The organism is Williamsia muralis NBRC 105860 (genome assembly GCF_001598915.1).
Classification (GTDB): Bacteria; Actinomycetota; Actinomycetes; order Mycobacteriales; family Mycobacteriaceae; genus Williamsia; species Williamsia muralis.
On record NZ_BDAP01000006.1, the window covers coordinates 302649 to 320229 of the forward strand.

Consider the following 17581-nt stretch of genomic DNA (forward strand, 5'->3'; position numbering starts at 1 on the left):
TTCCACATGGACTATTCGGGGCGGGCCGAAGGCCGGGTGGGGGAGGACGATGACGCAACGCAGTGCTGCTGCCGATGTCGAACTGACCCCGTTGGCCGTTCTTGTCCTCGGGCTGGCGGCGGAACGGCCGATGCATCCGTATGAAATGGTCCAGACGTTGCTCGAACGCAACGAGGACCGTTTCGCCAAGACCCGACCCGGATCGCTCTACCACACAGTCGACCGGCTGCACGCCCAGGATCTGTTACAGATCAACAGTGTTCAGCGTTCCGGCAACCGGCCCGAACGAACCGTCTACGCCATCACCGAGGCGGGCACCAGCGCTTTGCGCCGCTCTCTCACGGCAATGCTCCGTACACCCGCGGTCGAGTACCCGAGCTTTTACCTCGCCCTGGCCGAGGCGCACTCGCTGGGCCGGCATGAGGTTGTCGGGCTTCTCACCGAGCGGCTCGGTGCGATGCGAGGCGAACTCGAATCGGTCAACCGGTCGGTGGAAGTGGCCTCGGAAGGCGGCATCCCCGAGATGTTCCTGCTGGATGCCGGTTGCCGGCAGGCGGTGATGCAGGCTGAGATCGCCTGGACCGAGAGCCTGCGAGATCGGCTGGAGAACGGCGACCTCCTGTGGATCGAGGAGTGGTTGGCGCGCACGACCCCATCGAACAGAACAGAGGAAGACAGTGAGTAGCCCCAGCCCCACCCCGGCCATCACCACCAGACCTTGGCTCGCGCTGGGCGCGTTGTGCATCGGGTTCTTCATGATTCTCGTGGACATGACCATCGTCTCGGTTGCCCAGCCCGCCATTCAGCGTGCGCTCGACACCGATGTCAACGGGGTCATCTGGGTTTCGAGCGCTTATCTGCTCACCTACGCGGTGCCCATGCTGGTCGCCGGACGTCTGGGTGACCGGTACGGACCGAAGAACGTGTATCTCGTAGGCCTCGTGGTGTTCACGGTCGCGAGTGTGTGGTGCGGGTTCGCAGGTTCGATCGAGATGCTCATCGTCGCGCGCGGTCTGCAGGGTGTCGGCGCGGCGCTGATCACGCCGCAGACGATGGCACTGATCACGAGGATCTTCCCCGAGAACAAGCGTGGCGCGGCAATGGGTGTCTGGGGCACCGTCGCGGGTGTCGCGACGCTGATCGGGCCGCTCGCGGGTGGCGGGCTCGTCGACGGTCTGGGCTGGGAGTGGATCTTCTTCGTCAACGTCCCCGTCGGCATCATCGGTCTGGCGCTGGCGTGGAAGCTGGTGCCGCAGGTGTCCACGAGCAAACGCCACTTCGACCTTGTCGGCATGGCACTCAGCGGCATCGGTCTGACGTGCCTGGTCTTCGGTATCCAGGACGGTGAGAAATACGACTGGGCGGCCTGGATCTGGGGACTCATCGGCTTCGGCCTGGTGTTGATGGCGTTGTTCGTCTATTGGCAGCACAAGATCTTGACCGTGCGGCGGTCGGCTGAACCGCTTGTGCCCCTGCGCCTGTTCCGCGACCGGAACTTCTCACTGGCGAGTATCGGCATCACGACGATGGGTTTTGCGACGGCCGGGATGATGGTCCCGCTGATGTACTACTTGCAGCTCGTCGCGGGTCTGACCCCGACGGAGTCGGCCGTGGTGACCGTGCCGATGGCGGTTCTCACCGGCGTGCTCGCGCCCATAGTCGGCCGGCAGGTCGACCGGATCCACCCTCGATACATCGTCGCCACGGCCTTGCTGCTCAACGCGGTGGCCATCGGCTGGCTCGCGATGATCGCCACGCCGACCACCCCGATCTGGCAGCTTCTGCTGCCCGTGGCGCTCATGGGCGCGGCGAGTTCGGGTATTTGGGCGCCGTTGGCTGCCACCGCGACGCGAAACCTCCCGATGACCAGTGCCGGGGCCGGTGCCGGCGTGTACAACACCACGCGTCTCATCGGCTCGGTGCTCGGTAGCGCTGCGGTGGGTGCCCTGATGCAGACCCGCCTCGCCGCAGAGGTCCCCGGGTTCGGGTCGTCGTCGATGGATCAGGCCGGACGGCTCCCGGAGTCGGTTCGGGACGGTTTCTCCGCAGCGATGGGGCAGTCGCTCCTGCTGCCGGCTGCGGCCCTGCTGATCGGTGTCGTCGCTGCTGCAGCCTTTGCCAGGCCGCGGCACATGATGGAAGCGGTGGTGCCCGCGGGCGGGTCGCAACCAGGCGATGTCCCCGCCGGCACCGAGGGCGCAGCCGGGGTTCCGAAGGCGAACAGCACTGCGAAAGCCGCGGCGCAATCTGGCGCGGGGGACTGACCAGCCGTGTGTCCACCGTGGTTGACGTCGGCGCTCGTCTCGGGATGTACTGTGCGCCATGCGCAGTGACGTTCCAGGTTCGCGCCGGTTGTCGGTGGAGGACCGCCGCGCACAATTGGTGAACTGCGCTCTGACGCTTGCCGACCGCGGCGGGATGAGCGCGGTGACCGTGCGTGGTGTCGCCGAGGAAGCCAAGGTCTCCCTCGGCGTGGTGCATTACTGCTTCGACGACAAGGAACAACTCGTCGCCGCGATGATCGAGAAGGTGATCGCCGAGCAACTCGAGGCGCTTCTCGCTTCGGTGCCCACCGAAAACCTCGGTACCGGCCGGGACGCGCTCCGGATTTCCATCCAGGAGGCGGTCACTGCGGTGTGGGCACGCGCGGCCGAATTCCCGAATCGTTGGCTGCTCATGATCGAGTCCATGCTGTTCTCGCTGCGGCAGCCGACGGAATCGGCGTCGGCCGGTCAGGCGCTGCTGCAGCACACGATCGCCGAGAAGTACGGACACACCTATCTTTCCGAGATCGGCGATCGCTGCGGGATGCGATGGGAAGTGTCCGAACGTGAATTGGTGCGGTCTGCGTTGCAGATGCTGTTCGGCACCGTGCAGTGGTGGCTCGTCGACCGCGATGATGCCGCAGCGCGGAGGTCGCTGGCTTTGCTCGCCGGATGGATGGCCGACTGCGCCGAGCCGCGCTAGCTCAGGGCCGGACCTGCACCTCGACCGAATGCAGTCCGGTCGCTCCGTCCGGCACCGACGGCGTCTCCGATTCGATCTGCGCTGCGCCTTCGCCGTCGATGGCCCGAACCCTCAGGCGGTGCTCGCCGGATGGGGCATCCCACTGCCACCTCCACAGTCGCCATGCGTCGATCACGTTGGGATCCAACAGTTCTGCGTCGTTCCACGGCCCGTCGTCGACCTGCACCTGTACGCCCTTGATGCCGCGGTGCTGTGCCCAGGCCACGCCTCCGACGGTGACCGGGCCGCTGGTGAGTGAGGAACCGGTCCTCGGCACGTCGATGCGCGAACTGGTCTTGATCGGCCCCTTCTCGGCCCAGCCGAGCGTGGTCCAGTAGGCCTCCGCGCGATCGAATCTGGTGACCTCGAGCGACACGACCCACTTGGTCGCCGAGACGTATCCATACAGGCCCGGGACGACCATCCTGACCGGGTAGCCGTGTTCGAGCGGCAACGGTTCACCGTTCATCCCCACCGCCAGCATGGCGTCGCGGCCGTCGGTCAATGCGGTCAGTGGAGTACCGGCGGTCCATCCGTCGGCACTGGTCGACAACACCATGTCGGCGTCCGCGGACGGGCCGGCCGCAGCCAGGAGGTCCTTCAGGCGGTAGCCAGTCCAGGTCGCGTTGCCGACGAGGTCGCCGCCGACCTCGTTGGACACACAGGTCAATGTGATGACGGCGTCGAAGGCGCTGTTGTCTTGTTGTAGCTGGTCGAGATCAAGCCTGATCTCTCGATCGACCATCCCGTGGATGCGCAGCGACCAGCTTGTGCTCTTGACCTGTGGCACCACGAGCGCGGTGTCGATGCGATAGAAGTCGTCGTTGGGGGTGATGAACGAGCTGACCTGAGCAATGGACGGCGCTTGTGTGGTGACCGGATTGCTCGCATCGGGCACGGCGAAGGCGGCACGATCGGCTCCCACCCCGCCACTGACCCGTCGGACGGTCACACCGCCGAGTCCGGCCAGGACCGCCCCGCCGCCGACTGCACCGGCTCGGACCAGGAACCGGCGTCGGTCGGTGGCAGTGGCAGACCCGTCGCCGTGCGCATCGTTGTGGTCTGCGGGTTCGCCGCCCCGCGGGGGCAGTGCCCGTATCAGCCAGTGCAGTACGAGCACGGCGACCACCACCCCGGCGATCGTGGGTAGCGCCCACCCGAGCGACGCGTTCGGCCGCGCCACCGCCGCTGCGGCCCCGAGTGCTCCGACCAGGGCCACCATGACGAGTCCGGCCGGGGGACGCCGGTATTCGGCCACTCCGGCGCAAGCGGCGAGCACCGCCATGATTGCCGCGATGGTCACCAGCAGCACTGTCTTGTCGGCAGTGCCGAACGCATCGATGGCCGATTCCCTCAGACCCTCGGGCATGCGGTCGATCACCTCGGACCCCACGGCCTGTAAAGGCGACGAACTCCGATCGACGGCAGGTGCTAGCAGGTAGCCGACGCCGAGTCCCAGCGCCACACTGGATGTTCCGGCGGCGGCAGCGAACACCATGTGGCTGCGGGGGGAGGGGTTCATCTGCCCAGTATCCCTGCGCCGAATGGATGACAGGATTTTCCTTCACCCTGACCTACGATGTGACCTGCATTGGTGCCCAACGGGAGGAGCGCACTTTGCAACCAGGAACGGTGCCCCCATCGCAACCCTCGGTTGTGTTGCAACGTCCGCCTTCGGCTTCGCTTGTCGGTGGCGCTCCGTGGGCACCCACGAGAGCAGACCGGATTCGCGACTTCTTGGCGGCTGTGGCGCTGCTGGCCTCGCTGGGTCTGGACTGGGACGCCGACACCCTCGCGTTGTTCCGCGTCGACGTCGCGATCGTCACGGGCCTCTCGCTGCTGTCGCTGTTGTTGCCGGCCGCGAGTCGGCGGGGAATGTTCGGGCAGACGTGGACGCCGGCGAAGCTGCGTGCGCTCAAACTGATCTGTGTGGCCCCCTATCTCGCAGTGGTCATGGTCTGCCTTGGCTGGGATATCTCATGCCGCTGGACCGAATGGGATTACGGCGGTACGGGTTTCGGTCCGGCGGTATGGATCGGGCTGGCGGGAGCGGTTCTCGCGGGGCAGCCGCGTGAGGCCGATCTCTTCGATGTCTCGGGCCACGACGGGTTCGGCGTAGCAGGTCGGCAGTCGCGGGCTCTTCTTCTTGTCGTCGGCGGGCTGTTCGCGGTGATGACGGTGTCCGCTGTGGTGATCGATGTGGTGCGTTTCGTGGAGAACCTCGATGCCGTCGCAGGCCTGCGCGTGAGCGTCCTCGATCCGCTGGTCTCCGCGGCCGCAGCCGTGGCCTGGCTGATCGTGGTCGGCCGCCTGATCCTGTCGGCGGCCACCGGTAAAACTGGTTCGTCCCTGTCGCTTTCGCTTCTGGGATGGGCTGCTGCAGGGTGGGCGCTGATGGTGTCGTTGCCGGGAGTGCCATACGAATCGGTTGATTCGGTGACCACGGGCTACCTCGGTATCGCCGTCCTCGGTGGGATCGGGGCTGCCGCGTTGTCGCCTGCGCTACCGCGCCGGATCGCGATGACGCAGCAGGAGTACTACAGTGCGCCGCTGGGAGTGGTGATGGCGGTGTCGTTGCTCTGGGTGGCGTTGTCGGTCGCCGGGCTCACCCTGTACTCGGCAACGTCCGCCGTGCTCGCAGCGCTGGTGTTCTTCACGCTCGCCCTGGCGGGGGCCACACTCGTGCGCGACAGGATGTCGAGTGGGCCGGGGGACCAGCAGAAAGCGTTGTTCGGCTTTGCGATCGGACTCGTCATCACTGCGATAGCGGTCCTGGTGGTGATGAGTGTGCGGGTGAACTGGAACCTGCCGGCGCCCTTGGCGCTCTGGCTTGTCGGGTTCGTGGTGCCGGCGTTCATCGTGTGGCGTGAGGCATTGGCGCCGTCCCTGGCCCGAAGTGGTGTGATCCGATGACCTACCCGTCGAATCCCGGCCCCGTTGCGCCGCAACCCGGACCGCCCGGCCCATCACGTATCCCCGGCCTTCTCAAGGCCATTGCGATCGTGGCTGCGATAGTTCTGGTGGCGACGGGCGGATTCGCGGTGAACCGGCTACTCGTCACCCAGGTCAACGGGGCGTCGAGCGCCACGAACTCGGTGAAGGACTTCCTGGGCGCTCTCGAGGATGAGGACTGGACGAGGCTCGGACTACTGTTGCCGCCGGATGAGACCGACCAGCTGGCCGGACTCATCGGTGACATCGGAGACCTGCAGAGCAAGCTGGGATCTGCCGGGCAGTCACCCATCGATCAATTCGAAGGTATCTCGGTGGAGATATCGGATCTGCGTCTGACGTCCGACGCGGTGGAAGCCGATCTGACGAAGGTCTCGATCGAACGCGCCACCATCATCCTGAAAATCGACGCCAGAACAATCGAGTCGCTGGCCGACCTCGTCCCCGACGTTGATCCGGCGGCGGTCGGTGCCGTCGAGATCGAGGTCTCGATCGCCGGACCCGAGGTCACCTACAAGACCACCACAGCCGACGACGTCGACACCGGCACCGAGACGGTGGTGGTCGGTGACCGCGAGCAGGCGCCTTTCCTGATGTCGGTGCGGCGCGACGGTGGCTGGTTCGTCAGTCCCACATTCACTGCGGCCCAGTACACCGCAGAGGAACTGGGCTGGCAGACAGCTGATCCCGGCCCGCCCGAAGCCGGTTATGACTCTCCGGAACAGGCACTGGCCGGATTCGTCGAGGGACTGGTCGAGACCCTCCAGACCGCTGACGTCACTCATGTCGCGGACGCGATGGGCGGGGTCGAGGCGCGACTGCTCAAGACATACGCCCCCGGCATCAATGCTGAGCTGGAGGCGGACTCCGAGTTCGACTTCGACTTCGGAATCGAGTCGCCGGTGACGATCGACGATCTCGATGTCGAGGTCACCAGGGGGGACCACGACCAGGCGCGGGTCCGGATCGACAAGTTCGAGGCCACACTCCGTTCCGAGGGCACCGAGGCAACAGTTGTCTTCGACGGTGACTGCGTACGCACGGTCGGGGAGGGCGACCAGGAATGCATCTCCGATGGCGGCCCTTTTGCCGAGCGTCTGTACGGTGCCTTCGGTCATGTGGTCGCGGTGCCGGCCGACGGCGGTTCGAAGATCAGTCCGGTGGCAACCTACTTCGACTGGATCGCGATCGCCCAGCGGGCCATCTCACGGGTCGACACCGACCTCTTGAAAGCCGTTGTCGGATTGGACTTCTCGGGTCTGGCCGCCCGAGATCCCGCGGCCACGATCGGATCGGGAGACGAGGTCACCGTCGATGTCGAAGCCGTGAGCCCGGAAATCTATGCCGGGGTGTCGGTGGTCGACCCGCAGCCGTCGCCGGAGCTGGTCGACTACTCGTGCAGCGCCGAGACCCAACCGGGATTGTGCGAGATCATCGTGGTCGACGGAAGTGGTCGCCGACAGGACCGCGATTCGCGCTACGACATCGGGACGGGATACCAGTTCGGCTACGAGATCGCCGACGACACACGGCTGATCGTGCTCGCGGTGGCCGGACCGGTGGTGATCGAGAGCGAGCGATACTGAAAGCCGGTGTGTCCGCCTCGACAAGCGATGCGTGACCCACCGCTGGAGATCCAACGCTCTGTCGGACACCACTCGTAGGATCGGACCAGTCGTCACTGTGTTCGATCCGGGCCACGAGGGGAGGTCACCCATGAGTGCAGCTCTGCCGTTGTCGCTGCCTGCACAGGAGGTGACCTTCATCCACACCGCGGACTGGCAGCTCGGCATGACCAGGCACTTCCTCAAGGGCGATGCCCAGGCGCGGTACACAGCAGCGCGTCAGGAGGCCATCGGACGCATCGGTCGGCTGGCCGCCACGCACAACGCCGAGTTCGTCCTGGTGTGCGGTGACGTGTTCGAGGACCGGCAGGTGTCCTCGCGCGTCATCCGTCGAAGTCTCGACCACATGCAGCAGATCGGGTGCCCGGTGTACCTCCTCCCGGGCAATCACGATCCGCTCGACGCCGCGAGCATCTACAACTCGCGCGTGTTCACCGACCACAAACCCGACCACGTCCACGTTCTCGGAACGGTCGGTGCGTTTCAGGTGCGCCCCGGCGTGCAGCTGATCGCCGCGCCGTGGACCAGCAAGGTGCCGCTGGCGGACACCATCGCACAGCAGGTCTCCATGCTCGGGCCGAGCGAGGACATCCGCATCGTTGCCGGTCATGGACGGGTCGACACGCTCGCGCCCGACTCCGACGACCCGACCCTCATCCATGTCGCCGAACTCGAACGCGCCATCGCGGACGGGTTGATCGACTATGTGGCGCTGGGAGACCGGCATTCGGTCACCGATATCGGTGACACCGGACGGATCTGGTATTCCGGGGCGCAGGAAGTCACCAACTACGATCACCGCGAGGAGGATCCGGGCCGAGCACTGGTGGTCACCCTCGCCCGCGGCCAGTACATGCCGGGTGTCACCCCTGCGCACGATGAGAACACCGTGCATGTCACTGCCGAACCCGTGGGGCAGTGGGCTTTTCGTACCGTCGAGCACGACATCAACAGCGCCGACGACATCTCCGGGTTGCGGCGGCGCCTCGACGCCTTCGACCACAAGGCGAACACCGTGGTGCAATTGGCGCTGCGTGGGTCCGTGAGCATCACCGAACGGTCAGAACTCGATGCGATGCTCGAGGAGTTCTCGGATCGATTTGCCGCACTGACGTTCTGGGATCTGCGTCACGACCTGGTGATCAGACCCGACGACGAGGACTTCGCCGGGATGGCACTGACGGGGTTCATCGGCGACGCCGTCACCGAACTGTCGGAGCTGGCACGCGCCACCGACTCGCAGGCAGCCGTGGCGCAGGAGGCCCTCGCCCTGCTCTTCCGGCTGGCCGGTGGTAGCCGGTGAAGCTGCATCGACTGAGGCTGAGCCACTTTCGCGGGATCACCGAGCGGGAGATCATCTTTCCCGAGGTCGGGGTCACCGTGGTGGAGGGTGCCAACGAGGCCGGCAAGTCATCGATGATCGAGGCTCTCGATCTGCTGCTGGAGGTGCGCTCGGACAGCAAGAGCGCCAAGGTACGTGCCGTCGCCCCATCCGGTCTCGATGTCGGGTCGGTGGTGGAGGCCGACATCAGCTGCGGCCCCTACCGATTCACCTACACCAAGCAGTACAACAGAGGTGCCCGCACGGAACTGGTCATCGATGAGCCGGTGAGAGAGCAGCTCAGTGGCCGCGCGGCCCACGAGCGTGTGTGCGCCATCCTCGATGAGCGTGTCGACGCGGGCCTGTTCAAGGCGTTGCGCCTGCTCCAGGCGGGAGACCCGGTGGTCGGCGAACTGTCGTCGAGCGCAGCGTTGTCTCGTGCACTGGACACCGCAGCAGGCACGACGTCGTCGGGAACCGACCCCGGGTCGGATGACTCGGCGTTGCTCGACGCTGTACGTACGGAGTACGAACGCTATTTCACTGCGGCACAAGGTCGTCCTGCCCGGGAACTGGCCGCGGCCACAGCCGACGTGGAACGCGCCCAGGCTCGTCACACCGAGCTGGCCGCTGCGATGGACCAGGTGACCGCGGACGCGGCGCGCCTGGAGACGCTCACCACCACGCGCCGGGAGCTGGCGAACTCGCTGGAGATGGCAAAGGTGGAACTGGCCTCGCTCACCGAGCAGCGAGAGCAGGCGGTGGGGCTGCAACGGCGGCATGACGAGGCCCGAACCGAAATGCGCTCTCTCCAGAACGAATTGCAGTCTCTCGACCGCGAGAAGGCCCAGCGCGCCGCAGCCTGCAAGCGGGTCAACGACTGTGAGCACACCATCGACGTGACCGTCCGGGCGGTCGAACACGTCAGAGGTGTCGCGGACACACGACGGGTCGAGCTGACGCGCCTCGACCGCGACATGGAGGATGCGCGGCTGGCAGAGGTCCGGGCGGCCGAGGAGGTCGCCGCCGCCAGGGCTGCGGCGAAGAACGGTGCGCTGCGCACGCGCCGCGACGAGGTCACCGCACTGCTGGAGCGCGTCGGATCGCTGCGCGAACAGCTGACGGCCGCCCGGCGCCAGGTCGCCGCTGTCACCAGTGACCATGACGACCTCGACATCGCCGAAGACCTCGCTCAGCGAGTCACCATCGCGCGCGCCGAATCACGTTCTGCTGCAGCATTTGTCACGGTCACGAAACTCGGAGACCACGCCATCACCGTCGACGGTGTCGACACGGCGACCACCGAGTTCGCACTCACCGAGGGCGCGGTGGTGGAGGTGGACGGTGTGGTGCGGGTGGCCGTGGCGCCCGGGGCCGAGTCGGCAACCCTGGCCGGCCGACTGGCCGGTGCGGAGCGGGCCCTTGCGGGTTTCCTCGAGGAGCGCGGCGTCGCGGACGTCGCCGAATTGCGGGCCCAGGTGCGCCGTCGCGAACGGGCGTCAGACGCGGTCGACAGCGTTCGGTCACAGCTGGCCGCGGTTCTGGGCGACCGTGACGAGGACACTCTGCGTGCCGAGTTGGCCGAGCTGACATCCCGGATCGACGCCCAGCCGACGACCACACCCACCGTCGGCGTCGAGGAGGCCGAACGGCGTGCAGGTGCCGCCTCGGTTCGGCTCGCCGGGGTCACCCAGCAACGAGCAGAGGTGCTGAGCGAGCTGCGCAGTCTGGACAACGAGCACCGGATCCTGGACGAGCGTCTCGTCCAGCTGCGCGCCGATCGTGATGATCTCCGAGACCAGCACCATCAATTGTGCGACGGTCGTACCGATGAGGCGCTGGAGGAGCGGCGCGTGGCGATCCTCGAGCACATCGCACAAGTGGAGAAGGCGATGGCACGTGCCGCCCGCGACATCGACGAGGCAGACCCGGAGACACTGGAACTGCACTACGCCAACGTCTCGGCACTGGTGGAGCATGCAGAGCCGCGCCTGGCCGGTCTCGGGACCGAGATCGCCGAATTGCGTACGCGCATCGAGATCCGTCGCGACGATGGCCAGCTGGACCAGTTACATGTCGCAGCAACCGAATTGGAAGGCGCGCAGGGCGTCCTGGAGCGCGTCAGGGTCCGTGCGCAGGCGGCAGAACTGCTGCTCCACACGCTTCAGCGTCACCGCGACAACACCCGGCGCCGCTATGTCCAGCCGTTCACCGACCAGGTGCTCCGGCTGGGCAAGGTTGTGTTCGGGTCGAGCCTGGGCGTCGGGATCGATGAGGAGTTGCGCATCACCACCCGGACCCTCGACGGGGTCACCGTCGACCACGATGCCCTCTCCGGCGGTGCGAAAGAACAGCTGGGCATCATCAGCCGGCTGGCGTGCGCCATGCTCATCGACCCCGCAGACGGCGTTCCGGTCATCATCGATGACGCCCTTGGTTACACCGACCCCGAGCGCCTGGCCAGCATGGGAGCAGTCCTGGGACACGCCGGACGGAACACCCAGGTCATCGTGCTCACGTGCACACCGCAGCGCTATCAGGGTGTGGGCGGGGCTCACCTCGTGGCCGTGTGAACGCGCCCGGCCCATCCGTTTTGGGATGCCCACACCCGATGCGCTAGGCTGACTCTCGCCCAATGAGCCCCCGTAGCTCAGGGGATAGAGCGTCCGCCTCCGGAGCGGAAGGCCGCAGGTTCGAATCCTGCCGGGGGCACAGATTCAGGCGACATCTCCGGCTCAGATCGCTGCTCTGGTACCGGGTGTCACACGATCGGTCACGTTCTGGACCGCCTCGAGGAACACCGGAACCCACCCTGTAGCCCCCAACACGATGGCCGCGTGCCCACCGCGTGCGGTGAAGACCTGGGCGCCGGGTATCGAGTCCGCCAGCTTGCGCTGGCGGCGTGAGGGGATGATGTGGTCTTTTCCGGTCACCACCACAGCAGTCGGAACGTCGACCCCGCCGATCCAGGCTGCAGAGTCGAAACGACCGAGCTCACCGAGCGCCTCGGGTAGGGACCAGGCGCTGGTACTGCGGAACTCGACCTTGCTCCACGCGGTGGGGTTCGCCACTTCCACCGACGGCAGCTCGGGGAGGGTCTGTGCCAGCCGGTCGACATGCGACAGCGCAAAGCTGGCCAACGGATGCATCGCCGCGGTCATCAGGGGGAAGAACAGTCGCTCGCCCTTCTTTCCACGGAAGTTCCTCGCGGTGGAGCAGAGCACCAGGCCCGATACACGCCTCCGGTGCCGCTGCCACGTCAACTGGGCCACTGCGCCGCCCATGGAGTAGCCGGCCACGACTGCTTGTTCGATGCCCAGGGCATCCATCACTGCCACCACATCGTCTGCGCAGTCGACGAACCGGAAACGCGACGACCGGATACCCCGCCCATGCCATCGCTGGTCGAACGTGACAACCCGGTAGTGCTGCGACAGCTCGCTGAAGGTGGCCACCCAGCTCAGATACGAGGTGCATCCCAGTGCGTGCAGCAACACGATCGTGGGGGCGGTGGGTGAGGGGCCGGGCACGTCGACAACAAATGTCCGGCCACGCCCGGGGAGCTCCACGATCCGGCCCTCGGGCACGGCGTCGACTGCAGGTGCGGACGGCATGATCTGCTTCAGTCCTGCCCCCACCCCGCTGCGTAGGGCGTCGGCACTGGTACTCGCGACCCGGTTCAGGGCCTTTCCGGCCAGCTGCACTGTCATGTGGTCGTCCTCTCGCTCGAACTGCTCAGTCGGGCATGTTCGCCAGTTCATCGAGAGCCGGACGCATACGTGCCACGAGCGGACCGAGATCGTCCACCAGGTCTGGGCAGCTCAGAATCGAGACGTTGAGCCGACCGGCGTAGGACCACGCGGTCACGTTGAGGCCGATACCTTCGATGAGTGGTCCGACGCTGAAGAGATCACTCAGCTTCGAACCGGCGATTGTCACGTCCTGCGCCGGACCCTTGACGTTGGACACGATGACGTTGAACGGCGGCGAGTGTCGGGCCGCCATGTTGTATTTCGAATAGAGTTTGAGGGCCGCACTGAAGGGTGCCGGTGGAGTGAACTGCACCCAGTCGGTGAGCATGTGAGGACCCAGGTGCTGTTGCACCTTCTTCGAGGCGGCTGTTGTCCGCGAGATCTCGAGCAACCGTTCACGTGGGTCGTCCACGTCGGTCGCGAGGGTCGTGAACAGATTCGACACCCGGTTGCCGCCGAGACGCGCGGGGCCCTCGGGGTCGTCGGTCGACACCGGCACCCCGGCCAGAAGTGACCCGGACAGGTCCTCACCGCGCGACCGGGTCCAGTCGCGCAGCGCTCCGGCGACGATCGCCAGCACCACATCATTCACGGTGACGCCGTTGGCTTTTCGCACCTGCTTGATGTCGTCGAGGGGGAGCGTGCACGTGGCGAAGATGCGCGAGGCACCGAGAGCGCCGTTGAACGATGCCCGGGGCGCGTCGAGGACCGGGCGGGGTACCGACACCGATTCACCCCGACGATGCCGCACCACCGCATTGATTCCGGACGCCGTACGCGACAGGAGGCCGTGCACCGTGCCCATCTGGCGGATGGCATCGGACAGGGCAAGCCGGGTCTGTTCGGCCTTGGTGGGCGTCGGTTCGAGAGCCCAGCTGTCAGACCTCGAATCCTCTTGTGGCGCAGGGTTCTGCTCGGGATCGTCACTCTGGTCGGTGATGTTGCCCAGCAATGCGTTGGCCGCCACGCCGTCCGCGAGCGCGTGGTGCATCTTGCCTATCACCGCTATTCGCCCGTCGGCCATGCCCTGGCACACATGCATCTCCCACAACGGGATCGACCTGTCGAGCGGGGTTCCCGCGATCTCGCCGGTGACCGCCTCGAGCTCCGCCATACCCCCGGGTTCCGGCAGGTCGTGCAGAAAAAGGTGCCGCGCGGGCTCGATCGGCTGGTCACTGATCCACAGCGGGTGATTGAGCGAGAGCGGTACAGGCAGAGCCCGCCGCTGCAGCGGGGGAAGCTGGCCGAGCCTGGCCAGCATCTGCTCCTGGAAACGCTCGAACGTGAAACCCTCTCGCGGCTCGATGATGGCTATCTTCAGCGTGTGCATGTGCATGGTTGGCGTTTCCATGTACAGATAGCCGGCATCAACCCCTTCCATTCGCTCCATTCCGGAAGTATGGAGGGGTCCGGGGCGCGTCATCGGTGACTTACCCAAACTGTTCCGCGTTTGTCATCACGCGGGTCCGGTGAGTTCGCGTTTGACCACCTTGCCGGTGGCGTTGCGGGGGAGGGCGTCGAGGAACTCGACGTCGCGGGGCACCTTGAAGCCGGCCAATTGGGACTTGACGTGTGCCTTGAGGTCGTCGCAGGAGGCATCTTCGCCGGGCTTGAGCACCACGTAGGCCGCCAGCCGTTGTCCGTACTTGTCGTCGTCGACTCCGAGCACTGCAGCTTCGAGGACCGAGGGGTGGGCGTTGAGCGTCTCCTCGACCTCCAGGGGATAGACGTTCTCGCCACCCGAGACGATCATGTCGTCGTCGCGGCCGACCACGAACAACCGGCCGTTCTCGTCCAGACGGCCTACGTCGCCCGACAACATTAAGTCGCCGTGGAAGTCCTTGGAGTCACCCGACGTGTACCCCTCGAAGTGAGAGTTGCTGAAAACGGCTATCTTTCCCACTGCGCCGACAGGCAGCTCGTCGAGGTTGTCGTCGAGGATCCGCACCTCGGTGCCCGCCGCGGGCCGGCCGGCAGTGTCTGTCGCAGCGCGCAGGTCCGCAGGTGTCGCCGTACTGATCAGGCCGGCCTCGGTGGCGTTGTAGCTGTTGTAGACCACATCGCCGAACCGGTCCATGAACCCGATGACGGCGTCGGCCCTCATCCGCGATCCGCTGACCGTGGCGAAACGCAGTGAGCTCAGCTGGTAGTGGTCGAGGACGTCGGACGGCAGGTCCATGATGCGTTCGAGCATCACCGGCACGAGCGCAAGACCGGTGGCCCGGTGCTCGGCAACCAACTTCAGCGTTGCCTCTGGGTCGAACTTGCGGCGCATCACCACGGTGCAGGTCATCGTCCCGGCCACGGCGAGCTGCCCGAAGCCCCAGGCGTGGAACATGGGCGCCGCGACGACGATCTTCTCTTCCGCCTTCCAGGGGATGCGGTCGAACATGGCCGCGAGCGCTCCGGCGCCCCCGCCACCGGAGCGGCGTGCGCCTTTGGGGGTCCCGGTGGTGCCGGAGGTCAGCAGGACGATACGTCCCGGGGAATCGGGACGGCCCGGACGTTTGGCGCCACGATGTTTGTTGATGAGCCCTTCGACGGTGGGAGCGTCGGTGCTGCTGTCGGTCCACGCGATCACTTCGGCGAGATCCTCGACGTGCGAACGGGCGTGGGCCACGAGGTCGGCGAACTCCTCGTCGTAGATGAGGACGCCGGTGTGCTCGCGAAGGAGTACCTCCGTGAGCTGAGGGCCCGAGAACCCGGTGTTCAACAGGAGCGAGTCGGCGCCGAGTTTTGTTGATGCCAAGAGGCTTTCGACGAGGCCACGGTGGTTGCGGCAGAGGATGCCGACGGTCTGGTCAGGCTCTCGCCGCAGGTCGCGCAACGCCGTGGCGAGAGCGTCGCTACGGGTGTCGAGCTGCGCCCACGTCAGGCTGCCCAGTTCGTCGACGAGGGCAGTGGCGTTCGGCCGCCGCGCTGCTGCCAACCCGAGGCCGGTCATCGGTGTGGTGCCCTGACGCCAGATCACGAGTCCCATCCGCACGTACTTGTCCGGGCGCAGTGCGGCGAGCATGCCACTGCGGACGAGCACCCCGATGGTCCACAGCATCCGGCGAATTCGGCCAATCAACTCGGTCACTACGTGGCTCCTGATCCTGTGGTCATCCGAGCACCGGGAAGCGGCGTGCCCGGGCCATCTCATCCAACGTGGACTGCATACGGTCGCGGACCACACGATCAACTTCAGCGATGTCGGGGTCGGGTCCGAACTCCGTGACGATGTCGATCGGATCGAGCACCCGAGTCTCGATCTTGGTGGGCATCGGCAGGTTCGGAGGGAACTGCAGCGACAACCCGAACGGGAAACCGAAGGACAGCGGGGCGAGCTTGGTCCGCATGAGTTTGTCGAGACGCAACAGCTTGGCCAAATCCTCACCGCGGCTGAGGAAGATCTGCGCCTCGTGCCCGCCGATGCTCACCACCGGGACGATGGGCACCCCGGCTTCGAGCGCGGTGCGCACGTACCCGGTACGGCCGTTGAAGTCGATGCGATTGGCAGAGGTTGACGGCCGGAACACGTCGTAGTCGCCGCCGGGGAAGACAATGGTGACACCGCCGCTGCGGAGGAGCTGGTCGGCGTTGTGGCGATTGGCCGGAACGAAGCCGGCGCGAGCGAACAGCTGTTTTCCCTGGCCGATGAACAACATGTCGTGGGCCAGCACGTACAGCGGGCGCTCACTGCCGAAGTGATCGAAGAACTCCACCGCGATCACCGGCACGTCCATCGCGAGGAGGCCTCCGGAGTGATTGGACACCAGCAGCGCTCCGCCGTCGGGCACGTTCGCCATGCCCTTCACCTCGGACCGGAACCAGCCTTTGACCGCCAATCGCAGGAGCGGGATCAACCGGGTCACCCACGCTCCGTCGCGCAACTCCCACAGTGCTTCTTCCGACTCTGCGCCTGTGGGCTCGTCGCCGGACTCGCCGGGCGTCTTGTCGGTGCTCATGCGCTCTTTCTCAACGTCGGGGCGCTCACCGATGGACCGAGGAGGGTATGACGAACACACCGCGCCCAATCGAAAGGTTCTGGCGCAAACGGGTTCTGGGCCAGTCGATCGGCGAGCACGCTCAGGGCCAGTGGATTGGAGACCAGCCCGATGTGGCTGCTGAGAACGGCGATGTTCTCGCAATTGTCGTCCTCGTCGAGTGCACAACTGCGCCAGTTGAGTATCCCGTCGGTCTTGGAATAGATCGCCGTACACCGGACGGGCAGCGGTCCTCGGAGAGTGTCGACGATCTCTCGCGCGTTGTCGACAAGGCCGTACTTGCGCGCGGCGTGCTCGAACATCGCCGTCGTCCTGGTCACCTCGCCCTCAGGTCGCCACGGGGACCCCAGGCAGATGACTTGCCGTACCGCGTCGGGACGTTCGTGGCCCAGCCACCGGGCGAGCAGGCCGCCGAAACTCCAGCCGACAACACTGACCGGCACGCCATAACGTTGGTGAAGTCGGTCCAGTCGGTCGGGTAGCCCCTCGACGATGTGGTCGGTCAATCCGAAGTTGCGGCCGAGGTGCCATCCGTGGGCTCGGTAACCGAGACCGCGCAGATGGGAGCGCATCCTGTTGGTGAGGCCATCGGTTGCGTAGAAACCGGGGATCACCAGCACTGGACGTCCCTCGCCCACACCATGGCTCGGGAGGATGGCGTCCACCACCGCCGATGTGGGGTACTCGACCATCACGCGAGCCAGTTCGAGCGCGGTCAGCGCGAGGGGCGGTTTGGGAAACCGCTCTGATGACAGGGCGGAGCCATCGTCACGTCGTTCTTCGAAGTCGTACATGCACCATCCCCGAGCCGTGTGTGGACGGTCCCATACTAGAACGTGTTCTCGTTTTCCGTTGCCATATCGCCGGGCAGTGGTCGGACTACGGAGGCGGGGGTGCTTTTCTTACCTCCGGCGTAATCGTTTTCGACCACCGATG

General features: G+C 66.0%; 13 protein-coding genes and 1 tRNA gene. 8 read left to right on the forward strand and 6 right to left on the reverse strand.

The window, feature by feature from the left end:
* Nucleotides 1-49: 49 nt before the first annotated feature.
* From WIMU1_RS21495 to WIMU1_RS21505, 3 genes are read left to right on the forward strand one after another with little or no spacing between them, the layout of a single operon-like run.
* Nucleotides 50-685: a PadR family transcriptional regulator gene (locus WIMU1_RS21495; RefSeq protein ID WP_062800206.1), complete on the forward strand. Its 636-nt coding sequence runs from the start codon at nt 50-52 to the stop codon at nt 683-685.
* On the forward strand, nt 678-2264 hold the full coding sequence (locus tag WIMU1_RS21500; protein WP_084248458.1) for a DHA2 family efflux MFS transporter permease subunit: 1587 nt from the start codon (nt 678-680) through the stop codon (nt 2262-2264). The genes WIMU1_RS21495 and WIMU1_RS21500 overlap by 8 nt, the downstream gene beginning before the upstream one ends.
* 58 nt (nt 2265-2322) lie before the next feature.
* Nucleotides 2323-2967, forward strand: coding sequence for a TetR/AcrR family transcriptional regulator (locus WIMU1_RS21505; RefSeq protein ID WP_023957834.1), 645 nt, complete (start codon nt 2323-2325; stop codon nt 2965-2967).
* Between the two features lies 1 nt (nt 2968).
* Here the strand turns inward: WIMU1_RS21505 and WIMU1_RS21510 are convergent, their stop codons facing one another.
* Nucleotides 2969-4528 (reverse strand): molybdopterin-dependent oxidoreductase, encoded by a 1560-nt coding sequence (locus tag WIMU1_RS21510; RefSeq protein WP_116915713.1) that lies wholly within the window; start codon nt 4526-4528, stop codon nt 2969-2971.
* A gap of 95 nt (nt 4529-4623) precedes the next feature.
* Here WIMU1_RS21510 and WIMU1_RS21515 point away from each other — a divergent pair, with 95 nt between their 5' ends.
* The 5 genes from WIMU1_RS21515 (at nt 4624) to WIMU1_RS21535 (ending at nt 11616) form a co-directional block, all read left to right on the forward strand.
* Nucleotides 4624-5919: a DUF7937 domain-containing protein gene (locus WIMU1_RS21515; RefSeq protein ID WP_218017666.1), complete on the forward strand. Its 1296-nt coding sequence runs from the start codon at nt 4624-4626 to the stop codon at nt 5917-5919.
* Nucleotides 5916-7544 (forward strand): hypothetical protein, encoded by a 1629-nt coding sequence (locus WIMU1_RS21520; protein WP_062800211.1) that lies wholly within the window; start codon nt 5916-5918, stop codon nt 7542-7544. The genes WIMU1_RS21515 and WIMU1_RS21520 overlap by 4 nt, the downstream gene beginning before the upstream one ends.
* A gap of 169 nt (nt 7545-7713) precedes the next feature.
* Nucleotides 7714-8886 carry a metallophosphoesterase family protein gene (locus tag WIMU1_RS21525; RefSeq protein ID WP_062800333.1) on the forward strand — a complete coding sequence of 391 codons (1173 nt, stop codon included), beginning with the start codon at nt 7714-7716 and terminating at the stop codon, nt 8884-8886.
* A complete protein-coding gene (locus WIMU1_RS21530; protein ID WP_062800212.1) occupies nt 8883-11477 on the forward strand; it encodes an AAA family ATPase in 2595 nt (864 codons plus the stop codon). Before WIMU1_RS21525 ends, WIMU1_RS21530 begins: the two co-directional genes overlap by 4 nt.
* A gap of 66 nt (nt 11478-11543) precedes the next feature.
* Nucleotides 11544-11616 (forward strand) — tRNA-Arg (locus tag WIMU1_RS21535).
* Between the two features lie 23 nt (nt 11617-11639).
* Here the strand turns inward: WIMU1_RS21535 and WIMU1_RS21540 are convergent.
* From WIMU1_RS21540 to WIMU1_RS21560, 5 genes are all read right to left on the reverse strand, one after another.
* Nucleotides 11640-12614 (reverse strand): alpha/beta fold hydrolase, encoded by a 975-nt coding sequence (locus WIMU1_RS21540; RefSeq protein ID WP_062800214.1) that lies wholly within the window; start codon nt 12612-12614, stop codon nt 11640-11642.
* Between the two features lie 25 nt (nt 12615-12639).
* Nucleotides 12640-14046, reverse strand: a complete 1407-nt coding sequence (locus WIMU1_RS21545) for a WS/DGAT/MGAT family O-acyltransferase (protein WP_062800215.1) — start codon at nt 14044-14046, stop codon at nt 12640-12642.
* Between the two features lie 66 nt (nt 14047-14112).
* The gene (locus WIMU1_RS21550) at nt 14113-15708 is read right to left on the reverse strand and encodes an AMP-binding protein (RefSeq protein ID WP_211339057.1); all 1596 of its coding nucleotides are present in this window, start codon (nt 15706-15708) and stop codon (nt 14113-14115) included.
* A gap of 52 nt (nt 15709-15760) precedes the next feature.
* Nucleotides 15761-16606, reverse strand: a complete 846-nt coding sequence (locus WIMU1_RS21555) for a lysophospholipid acyltransferase family protein (protein ID WP_084248460.1) — start codon at nt 16604-16606, stop codon at nt 15761-15763.
* Nucleotides 16603-17439, reverse strand: coding sequence for an esterase/lipase family protein (locus WIMU1_RS21560; protein WP_062800219.1), 837 nt, complete (start codon nt 17437-17439; stop codon nt 16603-16605). The genes WIMU1_RS21555 and WIMU1_RS21560 overlap by 4 nt, the downstream gene beginning before the upstream one ends.
* Between the last annotated feature and the right edge of the window lie 142 nt (nt 17440-17581).

Bases quoted from the DNA above. Each gene is read 5' to 3' on its own strand.
- WIMU1_RS21510 (WP_116915713.1), bottom strand. From the start codon at position 4,528: ATGAACCCCTCCCCCCGCAGCCACATGGTGTTCGCTGCCGCCGCCGGA.
- WIMU1_RS21550 (WP_211339057.1), bottom strand. From the start codon at position 15,708: ATGCTGTGGACCATCGGGGTGCTCGTCCGCAGTGGCATGCTCGCCGCA.
- WIMU1_RS21495 (WP_062800206.1), top strand. From the start codon at position 50: ATGACGCAACGCAGTGCTGCTGCCGATGTCGAACTGACCCCGTTGGCC.
- WIMU1_RS21520 (WP_062800211.1), top strand. From the start codon at position 5,916: ATGACCTACCCGTCGAATCCCGGCCCCGTTGCGCCGCAACCCGGACCG.
- WIMU1_RS21540 (WP_062800214.1), bottom strand. From the start codon at position 12,614: ATGACAGTGCAGCTGGCCGGAAAGGCCCTGAACCGGGTCGCGAGTACC.
- WIMU1_RS21545 (WP_062800215.1), bottom strand. From the start codon at position 14,046: ATGGAGCGAATGGAAGGGGTTGATGCCGGCTATCTGTACATGGAAACG.
- WIMU1_RS21555 (WP_084248460.1), bottom strand. From the start codon at position 16,606: ATGAGCACCGACAAGACGCCCGGCGAGTCCGGCGACGAGCCCACAGGC.
- WIMU1_RS21505 (WP_023957834.1), top strand. From the start codon at position 2,323: ATGCGCAGTGACGTTCCAGGTTCGCGCCGGTTGTCGGTGGAGGACCGC.
- WIMU1_RS21560 (WP_062800219.1), bottom strand. From the start codon at position 17,439: ATGTACGACTTCGAAGAACGACGTGACGATGGCTCCGCCCTGTCATCA.